At 41.8% G+C, this 15,325-nt stretch carries 13 protein-coding genes; 8 read left to right on the forward strand and 5 right to left on the reverse strand.

The window, feature by feature from the left end; translation table 11 throughout:
• Nucleotides 1-74: 74 nt before the first annotated feature.
• Both M2273_RS18875 and M2273_RS18880 read right to left on the reverse strand, forming a co-directional pair.
• Nucleotides 75-908, reverse strand: coding sequence for a M57 family metalloprotease (locus M2273_RS18875; RefSeq protein WP_429399315.1), 834 nt, complete (start codon nt 906-908; stop codon nt 75-77).
• A 311-nt stretch (nt 909-1,219) separates the two neighbouring features.
• The gene (locus M2273_RS18880; protein WP_429399316.1) at nt 1,220-1,984 is read right to left on the reverse strand and encodes a DeoR/GlpR family DNA-binding transcription regulator; all 765 of its coding nucleotides are present in this window, start codon (nt 1,982-1,984) and stop codon (nt 1,220-1,222) included.
• Between the two features lie 317 nt (nt 1,985-2,301).
• Here M2273_RS18880 and M2273_RS18885 point away from each other — a divergent pair, with 317 nt between their 5' ends.
• The 3 genes from M2273_RS18885 to M2273_RS18895 are packed head-to-tail and all read left to right on the forward strand — an operon-like array spanning nt 2,302 to nt 6,227.
• The gene (locus M2273_RS18885) at nt 2,302-3,891 is read left to right on the forward strand and encodes a glycerol-3-phosphate dehydrogenase/oxidase (protein WP_429399317.1); all 1,590 of its coding nucleotides are present in this window, start codon (nt 2,302-2,304) and stop codon (nt 3,889-3,891) included.
• A gap of 50 nt (nt 3,892-3,941) precedes the next feature.
• Nucleotides 3,942-5,456 carry a glycerol kinase GlpK gene (gene glpK / locus M2273_RS18890; protein WP_429399318.1) on the forward strand — a complete coding sequence of 505 codons (1,515 nt, stop codon included), beginning with the start codon at nt 3,942-3,944 and terminating at the stop codon, nt 5,454-5,456.
• A 42-nt stretch (nt 5,457-5,498) separates the two neighbouring features.
• Complete coding sequence (locus M2273_RS18895) at nt 5,499-6,227, forward strand: MIP/aquaporin family protein (protein ID WP_429399319.1); 729 nt, start codon at nt 5,499-5,501, stop codon at nt 6,225-6,227.
• Here M2273_RS18895 and M2273_RS18900 read toward each other — a convergent pair.
• Nucleotides 6,224-7,255 carry a LacI family DNA-binding transcriptional regulator gene (locus tag M2273_RS18900; protein WP_429399320.1) on the reverse strand — a complete coding sequence of 344 codons (1,032 nt, stop codon included), beginning with the start codon at nt 7,253-7,255 and terminating at the stop codon, nt 6,224-6,226. The two genes, M2273_RS18895 and M2273_RS18900, sit on opposite strands and share 4 nt — an antisense overlap.
• A gap of 252 nt (nt 7,256-7,507) precedes the next feature.
• Here M2273_RS18900 and fbp point away from each other — a divergent pair, with 252 nt between their 5' ends.
• Nucleotides 7,508-8,575 (forward strand): class 1 fructose-bisphosphatase, encoded by a 1,068-nt coding sequence (gene fbp, locus M2273_RS18905; RefSeq protein WP_429399321.1) that lies wholly within the window; start codon nt 7,508-7,510, stop codon nt 8,573-8,575.
• Between the two features lie 71 nt (nt 8,576-8,646).
• Nucleotides 8,647-9,288: a DUF2306 domain-containing protein gene (locus tag M2273_RS18910; protein WP_429399322.1), complete on the forward strand. Its 642-nt coding sequence runs from the start codon at nt 8,647-8,649 to the stop codon at nt 9,286-9,288.
• Here the strand turns inward: M2273_RS18910 and M2273_RS18915 are convergent.
• The gene (locus M2273_RS18915) at nt 9,283-10,167 is read right to left on the reverse strand and encodes a cyclase family protein (protein WP_429399323.1); all 885 of its coding nucleotides are present in this window, start codon (nt 10,165-10,167) and stop codon (nt 9,283-9,285) included. The genes M2273_RS18910 and M2273_RS18915 overlap by 6 nt on opposite strands.
• A gap of 6 nt (nt 10,168-10,173) precedes the next feature.
• A complete protein-coding gene (locus tag M2273_RS18920) occupies nt 10,174-11,553 on the reverse strand; it encodes an MFS transporter (protein ID WP_429399324.1) in 1,380 nt (459 codons plus the stop codon).
• A 322-nt stretch (nt 11,554-11,875) separates the two neighbouring features.
• Here M2273_RS18920 and chrA point away from each other — a divergent pair, with 322 nt between their 5' ends.
• From chrA to M2273_RS18935, 3 genes are all read left to right on the forward strand, one after another.
• Nucleotides 11,876-13,216 (forward strand): chromate efflux transporter, encoded by a 1,341-nt coding sequence (gene chrA / locus M2273_RS18925; protein ID WP_429399325.1) that lies wholly within the window; start codon nt 11,876-11,878, stop codon nt 13,214-13,216.
• Nucleotides 13,217-13,327: 111 nt separating this feature from the next.
• The gene (locus tag M2273_RS18930) at nt 13,328-14,827 is read left to right on the forward strand and encodes a flavin monoamine oxidase family protein (protein ID WP_429399326.1); all 1,500 of its coding nucleotides are present in this window, start codon (nt 13,328-13,330) and stop codon (nt 14,825-14,827) included.
• A gap of 69 nt (nt 14,828-14,896) precedes the next feature.
• The gene (locus M2273_RS18935) at nt 14,897-15,319 is read left to right on the forward strand and encodes an SRPBCC family protein (RefSeq protein ID WP_429399327.1); all 423 of its coding nucleotides are present in this window, start codon (nt 14,897-14,899) and stop codon (nt 15,317-15,319) included.
• The last annotated feature ends 6 nt before the right edge of the window (nt 15,320-15,325 follow it).

Here is a 15,325-nt window from a genome sequence, read left to right on the forward strand (position 1 = left end):
AGGGGAGTCAGTACGCTCCCCTTTATTTGTAAAACTACTTAGTTGATCAATAAGAAGCAATATGGTATAAATTTTTAATACAAATAGTTTAGTGCTATTTGATCGTTTGCATTAAATGTACGGTCGGTTCCGCTTGAGCAGGCCAGCATCCATGATCCGGCATCAGCTTTTGTAGGCGTGCCCGGGATATTGATAGCTCCAATACCCGCAGAGCCTTCATTTGATCTTCTACCGCCACAGCTGAAAGCGCGGTTAAAGTAATCTGTATGACGGAAACCGATACAATGCCCAATTTCATGCTGAATAACCGAAGTAACGTATCCTAAATCAGGATTGGTTCCGTACGCTGCAGTATTAGTGTTCATCTGGATCTGGTTATAAGGATTGCCCGATGAAGTTGGGAAACCCGAAGAACCTAAAGTGATGTAACCGCCGCTTGGGCCTTCGTTAAAGCCAATGATCTGGATATTGCCACCGCTGCTAACTACCTGGAACTGAATAGTCAGGCCAAGTGCGTTGTAGCGGGCAACCGCATTAGCTGTTGCTGTTGCATAAACTGTTGGTAAATTTGAAACAGATACCGTAATTGTTCTGGGAAGGTTTTTTACCAGGTTGGTTGTCCGGTATTGCTCAACTTCGGCAATTTTTAAATTAGGGCTGGTACTCACCTCTGAAAGATTTGCCGGGGTTAGTAAAATATCACCTTCTACCAGGTAATTATCTCCCTGTTTGCGCACATCATCTGTGCTAAAACCCAGGGCGGTAATATTTTTAAGTACATCTGCTGAAACTTCTGCAGCCGGATCGGTTTTTTTCGCTGCTGATTGTTCGCTTTTGGTACATGCAGAGAATATTGAAGCTGCACATACCATGCATATTCCAATTTTTGTTAAAAGGTTTTTTTTCATTTGTCGGTTTAGTGTTTGTTTTGTTGTAAAATAGTACTGATAAATCACTTTTTTAAGTGATTAGCCGGCCAGCTATTAATTTCTACGAAAGATGTACTGAAAAGTTACTTTATTTTATTAAATATAAATGAATATTTTAATCAAAAAGTAAAATATATGATATTGTAGTTTAAAAGGCTATAGCGAGCGTTGTGAATTTTGCTAAAACATGTTTAACAGCTATTTAAACGGGGATATAACCGGGGAGCGTAAAAAAATGCGGGTAACATGGATAATTACCGAAGATACCTGTTATATAACTTTCCCTTTTATCAAACTATAGTAACATTAATGCCCCTGTCTTCCAATAACTTTACCAGGGCTGGCGCTATGCCATTGTCTGTTATAATATGCTGAATTTGGTCGAGGGCGCAAATTTTACCCAGCCCACGCTTCCCAAACTTTGAACTGTCGGCCAAAACAATGGTGATCTGAGCCGCTTCAATCATTTTTTGATTCAGACGGGCTTCCATCAGGCTTGTAGTGGTCAGGCCCATCTCCAGATCAATACCGTCAACACCTAAAAATAAAATGCTGCATGATACATCCTGTAAAATTTGTTCGGCATAAGGGCCCATTACTGATGATGAATTTTGACGCAGTTGTCCGCCCAGTTGTAAAACATCTACGTTTTGATGACTTGACAATTCCATAGCCACATTAAGGGCCGAAGTAATTACCGTTAAATGTTTCTGCGGATTAATTGACCTGGCCAGGGCAACCATGGTTGTGCCCGAAGCAATAATAATGGAATCGTTATTGCCTATCATACTTGCGGCAACTTTGGCTATCTTGTTTTTTTCTTCGGCGTTTAGTTTTTCTTTTTCAGATACCGGTTTATCACTGGTATAGGGGTTTGTTTTTGATGCACCACCATGGGTCCTGAAAAGCAAGTTCTTATCTTCCAGGAGTTTCAAATCCTTTCGGATAGTTACCTCCGATACTTTCATTTGAGTACTTAGTTCCTGTACATTAACATGCCCTGTATCCTGTAATTTCTTCAGAATCAACTGGTGCCTTTCTGTTATACTCTTCATGTTTAATTAATGTAGTTCTCAAAAATAGCAATTATATAGCCAAACACGTCACCATTGTGAATAAAGTAATCTTTATGTTATACAACGTCAATTGCTAAATCATTTAATTTGCTGAATTAGTATGATGTTCCGTTTCGTTTCGATTGTTTAATTCTGAAGCCTGTTTAAATGAATATATCATTATTTATAAAACTAATTTACACATTTTTGATAAAAGTTAAGCTTTTTTATATTTTGTTTTGTTTCGAATTATTATTATTTCATAAATTTGATATGAAAATCGAAATGTATTTCTGTGCTGAAATTGAAACAAAAACATGATTGGAACTAATCGAAATGATATTATAAAACCTATATCCGATCCTGAAAAAATTTGGGATGTCATTATAGTAGGGGGCGGGGCCACCGGTTTAGGAGCTGCCCTTGATGCTGCTTCACGGGGCTATCGGACTTTATTACTGGAGCAGGCCGATTTTGCTAAAGGAACATCCAGTCGCAGTACTAAACTGGTGCATGGTGGTGTGCGTTACCTGGCACAAGGCGATATCGGTTTGGTGCGTGAGGCCTTACATGAGCGGGGATTGCTGCTTAAAAATGCACCGCACCTGGTAAAAAACGAATCGTTTATCATCCCTAATTATGAATGGTGGGGCGGCGCTTTTTATACCATCGGTTTAACCCTGTATGACCTGCTGGCCGGCAAATTGGGTTTTGGCCGCGCAAAGCATATCTCCAAAAAAGAAGTGATCAATAAACTGCCTACCATTAACCAAAAAGGTTTGTACGGCGGGGTGGTATATCATGACGGACAGTTTGATGATTCCAGGCTTGCCATTAACCTTGCCCAAACTTCTTTGGAGCAGGGAGCTACTATACTTAACTATTTTCGTGTAGTGAGTTTGATCAAAAACGATCAGCAGAAAATCGCGGGTGTTATTGCCACAGATGTCGAAACCGGGCAAACATATAAGCTAAAAGGAAAAACAGTAATTAACGCGACCGGCGTATTTGTCGACGATCTGTTACAGATGGATAAGCCGGGTAAAAAGCCATTGGTTAGGCCGAGCCAGGGTGTGCATTTGGTACTCGACAGATCATTTATGCCCGGAGAAGATGCGCTGATGATCCCTAAAACAGAAGATGGTCGGGTGCTTTTTGCTGTTCCCTGGCATGATAAGCTGGTAGTTGGTACTACCGATACTCCGCTTGATGGGCATAGCCTGGAGCCAAGAGCGTTAGAAGAAGAGATAGATTTTATCATCCGTACCACCGAGAAATACCTGACCAAAGCGCCAACCCGTAAAGATGTGCTCAGCGTATTCGCAGGCCTTCGCCCATTAGCCGCTCCGGAAAGCGGCTCATCAAAAACAAAAGAAATATCACGCAGTCATAAATTGCTTGTTTCTGAATCGGGGCTGATCACCATAACCGGCGGCAAATGGACAACTTATCGCCGCATGGGGGAGGATACCATTGATAAAGCCATTGAAATTGGTAATTTAACCGCGAAACCAAGCACTACCCGGAATTTGCCAATTCATGGTAGTAAGCTCAATGTAAACCGTAACGATCATTTATATGTTTATGGCAGCGATGAATATGCTTTACTTGCCCTAATTAATGAAAATGCCGAATGGGGCAAAAAGCTGCATCCGGACATGCCTTACATTCAGGCCGAGGTGATATGGGGGGTAAGGCATGAAATGGCCCGTAATGTGGAAGATATTTTGGCACGCCGGGTAAGGGCCTTGTTTCTTAACGCGCGCGCCGCCATTGCTATGGCCCCAATTGTTGCCGGTTTAATAGCAAAAGAGCTTAATAAGGATGCTGCCTGGGAAAAAGAACAGGTGGAGGTTTTTACCCGCTTAGCCAATGGCTATCTGCTTGAACCTTATCAGGCCAAATAAATACAATATACAACCAATTAAATAACCAAAACCAAGGAAAAACATACATTATGGAAGATTACATTTTAGCTTTAGACCAAGGTACTACCAGCTCCAGGGCCATTGTATTTGATCACAAAGGGCGAATCAAATCTGTTGCTCAAAAGGAATTTAAGCAGATCTTTCCGCAATCGGGATGGGTAGAGCACGATCCTAATGAGATCTGGTCTACACAGGCAAGCGTGGCAGCAGAGGCAACCGTTAAGATGGGTATAAACGGAACCAATCTGAAAGCTATAGGCATTACCAATCAGCGCGAAACAACCATTGTGTGGGATCGTGTTAGCGGAGAGCCTGTTTATAATGCCATTGTTTGGCAAGATCGCCGCACAGCTCCTTTTTGCGATAAGTTAAAACAGGATGGCTACACCGACCTGATCCGCTCTAAAACCGGTTTGGTGATCGATGCTTATTTTTCGGCGTCAAAAATCAGGTGGATCCTGGATAATGTTGAGGGTGCCCGTGAAAAAGCCGACAAAGGCGAACTGGCATTTGGTACGGTTGATAGCTGGCTCGTATGGAAATTTACCCGTGGCCGCGTACATATTACCGATGTTACGAATGCGGGCCGTACCATGCTCTTTAATATCCGTACACAACAATGGGATGATGAACTGATCGGTATATTTGATATCCCTAAAAGTATGCTGCCCGAGGTAAAACAATCAAGCGAGATATACGGAGAAACCGCGACCACCATTTTCGCCTCAAAAGTTCCTATCGCGGGTATAGCCGGCGATCAGCACGCCGCACTTTTTGGCCAGATGTGTATTGAGAAGGCCATGGTTAAAAACACCTACGGTACCGGCTGTTTTATGTTGATGAATATCGGCGATGAGTTTATAGAATCGAAAAATAACCTGTTGACTACGATTGCCTGGAAAATTAATGGCAAGATACAATATGCCTTTGAGGGTAGTATATTTATTGGCGGCGCGGTGGTTCAATGGCTGCGCGATGGCTTGGGCATTATCAAATCGTCAGCAGATGTAGAGAAACTGGCTTTGGCTGTAGATGACACCCAGGGCGTATATTTTGTACCAGCCTTTGCCGGACTGGGCGCACCATACTGGAAGCCTGATGTACGGGGAACCATTGTAGGGCTGAGCCGCGGAACTACTTCATCGCACATTGCAAGGGCAGCGCTTGAATCAATAGCTTACCAAACTATGGATGTGCTAAAAGCTATGCAGGCCGATAGTGGAATGGAAATTAAAGAGTTGAGGGTTGACGGAGGTGCAACAAGTAATGATCTGCTAATGCAGTTTCAGTCGAACCTGTTAAATTGTAAGGTGATCAGACCAAATGTGGTTGAAACAACGGCTTTAGGGGCGGCCTACCTGGCAGGTCTTGCTGTAGGATACTGGGAAAGTGTAGAGGAGATTCAGCAGCTATGGAAATCTGAAAAAGAGTTTACACCCGCCGGCGATTCGTCTAAAATAAAAAAAGCGGTGCAGGGATGGCGAAAAGCTATTCATGCAGCTCAATCATGGACTGATGAACTGCCGGATTCTGAAACTGTTTAACTACTTTTAGCCAACTAATTATTTACCAATAAAACTATCTATATGTCTCCATTCGTGGCCGAATTTATAGGCACCATGCTGCTTATACTTTTAGGTGATGGCGTAGTTGCCAATGTTGTTTTAAATGATACCAAAGGAAATAATGGCGGTTGGATGGTTATTACCACCGCCTGGGGGCTGGCTGTGTTTGTAGGTGTGGTTGTTGCAGGCCCTTACAGTGGCGCGCACCTGAACCCTGCGGTAACAATTGGGCTGGCTATTGCAGGTAAGTTTGCCTGGGCAAGTGTGCTACCCTATATCGCGGCTCAAATTTTGGGCGCTGCTGCGGGCGCTTTCCTGGTATGGCTTATGTATTTTGACCATTTTCAGCGTACCAATAATCCCGGTTCCATTTTAGCGGTTTATTGTACTGGTCCGGCGGTGCGCAATTATGTATCCAATATCGCCAGTGAAATTATAGGCACTTTTGTGCTGATATTCACCATATTTTACTTTTCAGGTGCTGAGATCACCTCCACCAAAACACCGGTTGGCATGGGCTCATTAGGCGCTATCCCGGTGGCTTTGCTGGTTTGGGTAATTGGCTTGTCACTTGGTGGTACAACCGGTTATGCCATTAACCCGGCCCGTGACCTTGGGCCACGTATCATGCACGCCATTTTGCCTATGAAAAATAAAGGTACAAGCGACTGGACCTATGCGTGGATCCCTATTTTAGGCCCTGTTGTTGGTGCAGGTATAGCCGCGTTTATTTACCTGTATTTGCGTTAATGCAATTTTTGGGATGATGATCTGGCTATCAGTTCGGTTTCTACCTGTTCAGTAGTAAACTCTTCAACCGGCCATTTGCTTTCAATGGTTTTGATAAGCATTTCAGTAGCCATTTGCCCTATTTGAAAGGCAGGCTGCCGCACTACAGTTAAAGGAGGATCAAATAATTCAGCAACATCAGAGTTGGTAAAACCCGCTATACCCATGTCATCAGGTATTTTGACACCCATTTTTTTCAGTATATGCATACAACTAATGGTGAGCCTGTCGCTGCCTATAAAAATGGCATCGGGAGGTTCATCCATGTTTAATAGTTCTTTAATGGCAAATTCTACCTCATCCTGTATCATACCGCCATGGTTGCAGTATTTTAAATATCCGGGTTTAAAATCAAGGTTGTGCTCATCAAGAGCAGCTTTAAAGCCATCAAATCTTTCCCTGCTGATCAATAGGTTGTTTGAGTTGGTAAGATGGGCTATTTTAGTAAAGCCAGCATTTATTAAGAGTTCTGCAGCATCAAATGATCCCTTAAAGTTATTTGCAATAATCTTGTGGGTATTAACATCGGCTGCAACCCGGTCAAAAAATACAATAGGAAACCCTTTCTCGAGCAGATATTTATATTGTGATGTATCAGTTGTTTCGGCAGATAGCGAAACCAGCAGGCCATCCACATGTCTTGATAGTAAATGCTGAACATTAGCGCTTTCGCGGTCAAACGATTCATGCGTTTGTGTAATGATAACATGGTAACCACGGTTATAAGCTATGGATTCGATACCGTTAATAGCCTGCGAAAAAAAATTGTTGGCAACCTCACATACCACCACACCAATAGAATGGCTTTTTTGTTCTTTAAGACTTAGTGCGATGGGATTGGGCCGGTAATTTACTTTCTCCGCATACTCCAGCACCAGCTTTTTTGTTTCGGCACCTATTTCATAACTCCCGTTCAAGGCTCTTGACACCGTTGATGTTGATAAACCAAGCGCCTTTGCTATATCCTTTATGGTGTAAGATTCAAACATAATTTAGTTCTGTGATTCCTGTATATAATTGTTGAGATCAAACGGTTTATAATAATAAGGAATTATTTATGATCCGGCTAAATTACTGTAAAAAACGAGATTTTTAAGGATTTATCAGGTTTAGCTTAATGCAATTAAACGGCATAAATCATGCAATCGTTCCCGGAAACGATTGCATGGTTTTAGTTAGCTATATCTTTTTTTTATCAGTTAAGAGTAATTAATCTTGTTTATAAAGCCATAATTATTTATATGAAAGCAGTTAAAACGTTAGGACAATTTATTATTGAGAAACAGGCTGATTTTCCGTATGCCAAAGGAGAGCTTTCCAGGCTTTTACGTGATATTGGTATTGCAGCAAAAATTGTTAACCGCGAAATAAGTAAGGCAGGGTTGATTGATATTATTGGCGAAACAGGTGAAATCAATACGCACGGTGAACAACAAAAAAAGATGGACGTTTATGCCAATGAGCAATTTATTTCGGCCCTGCAAAGCGGCGGCGAATGTTGCATTGTGGTGTCCGAAGAAAATGATGAACACGTTTATATTGATTCTGAGATCTCGAAAAATGCCAAATATATTGTAGCTATTGATCCGCTGGATGGTTCATCAAATATTGATGTAAATGTAAGCGTGGGAACCATATTTTCTATTTATCGCCGAAAATCAGATGAAGGGAAAGCCACACTGGATGATGTACTGCAAAAAGGGACGGAGCAGGTGGCTGCTGGTTATGTGATCTACGGATCATCAACCATGCTGGTTTATACTACTGGTAAAGGTGTCAATGGTTTTACGTTGGATCCCTCCATCGGTGAGTTTTGTTTGTCGCACCCGGAAATAAGTGTTCCAAATCAAGGAAATACCTATTCAATAAACGAGGGATATTATACCCATTTGCCGGCAGGGGTAAAAAAATATATTAAATATTGCCAGGTGGAAGATGATGGAACCAGCCGGCCTTATACTTCAAGATATACAGGTTCAATGATTGCCGATATTCACCGGAATTTAATAAAGGGTGGGATATTTATTTACCCTGCCACCTCGCAATATGCAAACGGTAAGTTACGCCTGGTTTATGAATGTAACCCAATGGCGTTTATTGTGGAGCAAGCTGGTGGTAAAGCAAGCGATGGTTACAGGCGAATACTCGATATTGAAGTAACTGAACTTCACCAGCGGTCGGCGATATTTATAGGTTCCCAAAAGATGATTGAAAAGGCCGAAGAAATGATGGCTGAATTTTTGCCCGAAAACGCAAAGTGGATATCGGGATTGAATGAAAAACTCAATGGCGTAGGCCAGATTAATTAACTGCTAACTGTAACAAAATTTCGGAGCCGGTTATCTAAAAGCAAACTATAGATTATTGAATATTAAACTATATGAAACTGAGTAAGTTATCCTGGTTCCCATTTGTCTTTTTGGCTGTCATTATTGGCCTGTATCCGCTTATTTATTATTTTGTGGACATGCAAAATAATGGTTTGCTGAGTACCAAACCCCGGGAGTTATTAAACAGCACCGTATGGCACACTGCATTTTATATCCACATCACCTTTGGAGGTATAGCCCTGTTAACCGGCTGGACACAGTTTAGCCAAAAACTACGCAACAGATACTTAAGCACCCATCGTTTGGTAGGGAAAATTTACGTTACTGCTGTTTTTTTAAGCAGCCTTGCCGGTATGTTTATAGCTTTTTTTGCTACAGGCGGCATAGGTAATGTTTTAGGCTTTGGCATACTGGCTATTTTATGGTTTATAACCGTAATAAAAGCTTATGCCAGTATTCTTAAAAGAGACATCAACCAGCATGAAAGCTGGATGATACGTAATTACGCGCTCACCTTTGCCGCGGTTACACTACGAATATGGCTGCCATTATTCTCAGATATCATATTCCATGATTTTATACCGGCTTACCGAATTGTATCATGGCTGTGCTGGGTGCCAAACCTCATCATTGCCGAGATCATTATAAGCAAAAGATTGCAAAAGGCTGATTACGCGGCCAAAACTTTATGAGTTAAAACTGGCATACGCTCTTACAGGAAAAGTACCTGCCCCTTTAAACTTTGGCGGAACCGCGTTAAACCTGTAACCACTCTCCGGTAATTTATCCATGTTGCATAAATGCTCGGCGATCAATATCTCGGCGCCGAGTAAAATGGTATGTACAGGGCGGCTCTTGCCGCTGGTATCATCAATATTATGGCTGTCAATACCTACCAGTTTTACATGGCACTCTTTTAAATATTCCGCAGCATCGGCAGTAAGATAAGGGTGGCCTTCAAAATATTGCGGCGTATTCCAGTGTTTGGCCCAACCGGTATAAACCAATACTGCTTTATTCCTGATCTCTTTGGCAACAAAGTAGCTCTTATCAATTACAGTTGCATTCTCCGCGTTGATAGTGATGGCTTCCAGATCAGCAAATCGATCCAGTTCCATTTCAGACAGGTCCTTTCCATTTTCGAACCGGTGGAAAGGGCAATCAATATAAGTGCCGGTATTGGTTACCATTTCTATTTTACCAATCTGGAATTCGGTGCCCGGTTCGTAATTACCCCTTGACTGCTCCCTACTCAAATAATCGCAGATAACAGGAGATGGCAGACCTTTATAGGTAACCAGCCCATCAAAAATAGTATGGCTCAGGTCGATGTATTTATCATCAGGCAATTCATTAACAGGCTTGCGTTTATGTTTTTCTTCGATGTAATATTTATTCAGTATATCAACCTTACCAACCATTAATAATTGCATATCATCAATAATATAGTCGGCAAGTTCTTGATCGGTGATGGTATCGCCGGCAATGTCAAGCCTAAAATCCTGACCCTGGATGCCACCGCCACTGGTGAACGAAATATTAAAGTCAAAAACTACTCTTTTATCATTCATAATCGCTTAAGCTGTTTTTAAATATTTACGAATTAACAAAATAACGCACAATAAACCCACTGCCGAAATAATAGAACTTATTGTTATAGCATGTACAATTGCCACAGCGCCCCCATTGGCCATAGCGCCAAATACTGCAACCCCCATTGCGCCTGCTGCCTGCCGGGTGGTATTTAAAACAGCAGATGCTGTACCTGAACGCGTTTTTGTTACGCTGGCTAATATGCCTGTGGTCATAGCCGGCACAGCAAGCCCCATACCCAGTGGAATGGTGATAAAGGGAATAAATAATTGCCAGTAAGGTGTACCAGCATGTGCAATCAGTAAACCGGCAAAACCAACTGTGCCAATAAGTAACCCGGCCAAAATAGGTATGCGTGTTCCATATTTTGCCATGAGCCTGCCGCTAATGAGGTTAGATATAATAAAGCCGGCTGTTAGCGGCAAAAAAGCCATCCCTGCGGCAAGCGACGAATAATGCAATACATCCTGCAGGTATAAACTCAAAACAAACACGGTTCCGTAATAACTGCCATTGAGTACAATACCCAATAATACCAAAACATTAAAAGTAGGCGATTTGAACAGATCAAGCGGCAATATGGGAGATGCCGCCTTTTTTTCTATCCGGAGGAACAATACCAGCATAATAGCGCTAAAAATAAGGCCGCCATATATTAACGGATTGTTGAAACCTAAATGATGCAGTTCAATAATGGCGGCGATAAGCGCGGTAAGTGCAAGCATCCAGGTTAACTGACCTGGGATGTCAAATCCTTTATTAGGGTGTTTTTCGCTTTCTTTTAGCTTTATGCTTAATAAGATCCCAACCAGGCAAAGCGGGATATTCACAAAAAATATCATTCGCCAGTTGCTGATATGCATCAGTAATCCACCAAGAATAGGGCCGGCGGCAATAGACACACCTCCGGCGGCTGTCCATAAAGCAACCGCGCGGCTGCGTTGTGTTTTGTGATGGGCAAAGCTCTGGTTTAAGATCGATAATGAACTGGGGATCATGATAGCCGCTCCAATGCCCTGTAATACCCGGAAGCCAATTAAACTAAACGGGTTCCATGACAGGCCACAGCCAACAGAGGCAATACCAAATACCAGTAATCCAAACTGAAAAAGCCGTTTTGACCCCAACAGATCGCTCATGCCACCGGCCGAAAGCATCAGCACAGCAAAGGCAATGGTATAGGCGTCAACTATCCACTGTAATTCACTTATATCGGCACTAAATGACCGGGATATCTGGGGCAGGGCAATATTAACAATAGATACATCAAGCTGAGATACTACAAAAGCCAGACTGGTTGTGCCAACTATAAAAGTAAAAGGAAGGGGAGTTTTGTTACCTTCATGTTTAACCTGCTTTTCCATATCGCCAAAAGTATTATTAACCCACTTAAGTTGTGTCAATCCAATCTAAAAAGACGTTGTATACCCTGGAAATCTTCAGTTTGGTTGCAGAAAAACACACTTAGTCAGATGCTGTATTGCATCAAAAATAATACATGAATTCTCTTCAAATCGCCCTGTTACTTGTTCAAATTCTTGTTAAAAAGACCAGTTTTGAGTATCTTTATGTCACTTCTGATCATTCAAAAACTCACTGATATTCAATTGGTTGTTTGTTTTTTTTTCGCGGGAAAAGATTCCGGGACGCTCATTTTATGATCGGAGGTGAAGATGGATACTATTAATGAAAGATATAAGCAAAGTACAACAACCCTCATTTAAGGAAGCATTAAGATTTTGGTTCAAATTAGGCTGGATAAGTTTTGGCGGAACAGCAGGACATATCGCCATTATGCATAACTACCTGGTTGATAAAAAGAAATGGATCAGTAACAGCCGGTTTCTTCACGCGTTAAGCCATTGTATGATTTTGCCGGGACCCGAGGCTCAACAGTTAGCTATTTATATAGGATGGCAACTGCACGGGAAAAAGGGTGGTTTGGTTGCCGGTATCCTATTTGTGCTTCCTTCTATGTTTATTTTGCTGGGTCTCAGTATCGTTTATGTGCTCTTTGGAAATCTGCCCTTTATCTCGGCCATGTTCAATGGGTTAAAGCCGGCTGTAATTGCGCTCATTATTATGGCTTTGTTTAAAGTAGCGCAAAAGGCTTTGCGTGGGCCTTTGCATTTCGCGGTAGCTGCAGCCGCTTTTGCCTGTATGTTGTTTTTTAACGTCTCTTTGCTCCTGATTATGGCGGGAGCTATAATTTTAGCATTCATCATCAGCTACTTGCACCCCTCATTATTTCATCATAAAAAAGCAGCAGAAGCGATAGAAGATGAGCATGGTTATTATATAAATAAATATTCCACTAAGCCCCAAACCGGCTTTAAAATTAAACCAATACTTAAACTGATTGGGGTGGCGCTGTTCTTATGGCTCATCCCTTTTGTGTTTTTTAATTTATTTACCGACGATGTTCATTTTTGGGATAGTCTGTCACTATTTTTTACAAAAACTGCTTTTGTTACTATTGGTGGGTCATATACGGTGATACCATATGTTGCACAGTTTAGTGTATCTAAATTAAACTGGCTCACTAATTTGCAAATGACCGATGGTTTTGCTTTGGCCGAAACAACGCCTGGCCCATTAATCATTGTACTGGCCTTTGTAGGGTTTATGGCTGGATATAATCACTTTAACGGATCATTACTGATGGGAACGATTGGTCTTTTGGCCAGCACTTTTTATACCTTTTTACCCTGCTTCCTGTTTGTTTTTGCGGGTGCTCCAGTTGTTGAAAAAACACAAGATAATCCGCTGGTTGAGGGTATCCTCGGATTAATTACGGCTGTGGTAGTGGGGGCCATCTTAAATCTTACCTTGTTTCTTGGTAAAAATGTAATATTCCCCGGAGGGGTAGAAATAAAGAGTCTTGATCTTATTTCGCTAACGTGGATCATTGTATCACTCGTGTTAATAAAAAAGTTCAGAATGAATGTAATTTACCTGGTTGGTTTAAGCGTGTTATTCGGGCTCGCACATTATGCGATAGCAAATATACACGGGCGCATATTGTAATTAAATGCCCATTGACCACTGTGTCAATTTTTTTAATAAACCTGAAGAATAGTATATTTAGCTTTATATCAAGCACTCATTACCTCAGCCTATTAAACCAAAGGAATAAGAATGACTAACATAAAAAGAAGAGCATTCATTAAAAATACGCTCATAGCAGGTGCCGGCACCGTTTTGACACCCCAGATATTACATGCTACAGAGGAAACAGGTATAAAGACAGAACCTATCAATAAACAATTATCAGCAAACGCTAAAAAGGTAATAGTAGCAGGCGCCGGTATTACGGGTTTGTGCTGTGCCTATGAACTAATGAAGGCCGGGCATGATGTAGTTATTCTGGAGGCAAGCGGCAGGTATGGCGGGCATGTTTTTACCGGGCGTGATGGCCTGTCTGATGGTTTATATGCTGACTATGGTGCCGACCATATTACTAAGCCAGGTTATGAACGTTTTTTTGAGTATACGGATGAATTTAAGCTGAAAGTGATCCCGTATCCTCACGCCGAAGGCTCTGAGGCGTCGCCAGACAATCATACGCTTAAAATGATTGGCGGTAAGTTTTACACACAGGAAATGCTTAAAGACCCGGCTGTACTTACTAAGTTTAGTTTCAATGAAAAAGAAATAAAATTCCTGTCGCAGAACCCCATGTATGCTTTACGTGATTTTTATTTAAAGCCTTATCTGGGGAAATTTACCGACCCTTATCAGCCTTTTGGGGTTGGATATGATGATTACGATAAGATCCCCATTGCTCAAATTTATAAAAAAGAAGGCGCCTCGGCTGGTGCACTCCGGTTTCTTGGCGGGGGAACCACATCAGCCCTTTATGTACTCTGGCGATCAGCGATCATGAACTTTCGGGGTATACCACCTTCAGAAGGGGATACCTTTCACCTGAAAGATGGTAACGAGCAATTACCCATTGCATTTGCCAAACGTTTGGGTGCAAGGGTAAAGCTAAATCACCCTGTTGTGGCCATTAAGCATAATAGCACAGACGTAACCGTGTCATACAAGCCATACGGTTTGGATAAAGTACAGGAAATGAAGGCTGATGTGCTGGTAAATTGTATTACGCTGCCTATATTTAAAAATATACCTATAAGCCCTCCTTTATCACCAGCAAAGCAATATGTGGTGAACCGTATGGGTTATTCGTCGCACCCGTTCTATGTATTTGAGGCCAGCACAAAGTTTTGGCTCGATGATGGTTTTAAAACGATCAATATGGAATTTGAACACCCTGATATATCATCTATATGGGAAGAAACCAACGAGGTGGATACCAGCCGGATTGTTTTAAAAGCTTTTGGCCCTGGTGGTATTTCTCCCCAACGTGTTTTGGCTGCTTTCAGAGCGGTTTATCCGGGTAAACATGATACTATTGAACAAGCGTTAACTATGGACTGGACGAAAGATAAATTTGCCCCGGCTTGCGAAATGCAGCCTTTTCCAATGGGCGAAATGCATAAGTTTTGGCCGCAGATCATGATGCCCGAAGGCAGGATTTATTTTGCAGGTACCTATGCCGATAATATGAGCCGCGGTATGGAATCCTGTATCCGTTCGGCACAACGGGTGGCGCAGGAAATTAATAAGCTTTAGGCAATACTTTTTGAAGATAATGACGTTATAATGCAATAGAGTGGGTATGTCTATCTAATAAACTCCGATATGCTAAAGCCAGTTCAAATAAGTCATTGTTTCCCGGTTTCGGCTGAGCGGGTTTTTGATGCCTGGCTAAACCCCGAAATAATTAAACAATGGATGTTTAAAAGCTCGTCCAACAAAATTGTAAGTGTAAAAATAGAGCGTTGGGTTGATGGTGGTTTTTCTATTTTGGAATTGAACGGAGATGAAGAGATTGATCATTTTGGTCAGTATAAGGAAATAACAGGTCCCCGCCGGCTTAGCTTTTCATTGGAAGTACCTAAACATTTCCCTTGTGTTACTACTGTAGATATTAACGTCGACCCTGATGCTAATGGCTGTAAACTCACACTGATCCAAAGAGGTGTGCCAGCCAAAATAACAGAAGCCCCCTGGACCGAAATGCTTGATAATTTAGAAAAACTACTCTGTCAAGAAAGCCTGTAACTTCGT

The sequence above is a fragment of the Mucilaginibacter lappiensis genome (assembly GCF_050433765.1).
GTDB classification, from domain to species: Bacteria; Bacteroidota; Bacteroidia; order Sphingobacteriales; family Sphingobacteriaceae; genus Mucilaginibacter; species Mucilaginibacter lappiensis_A.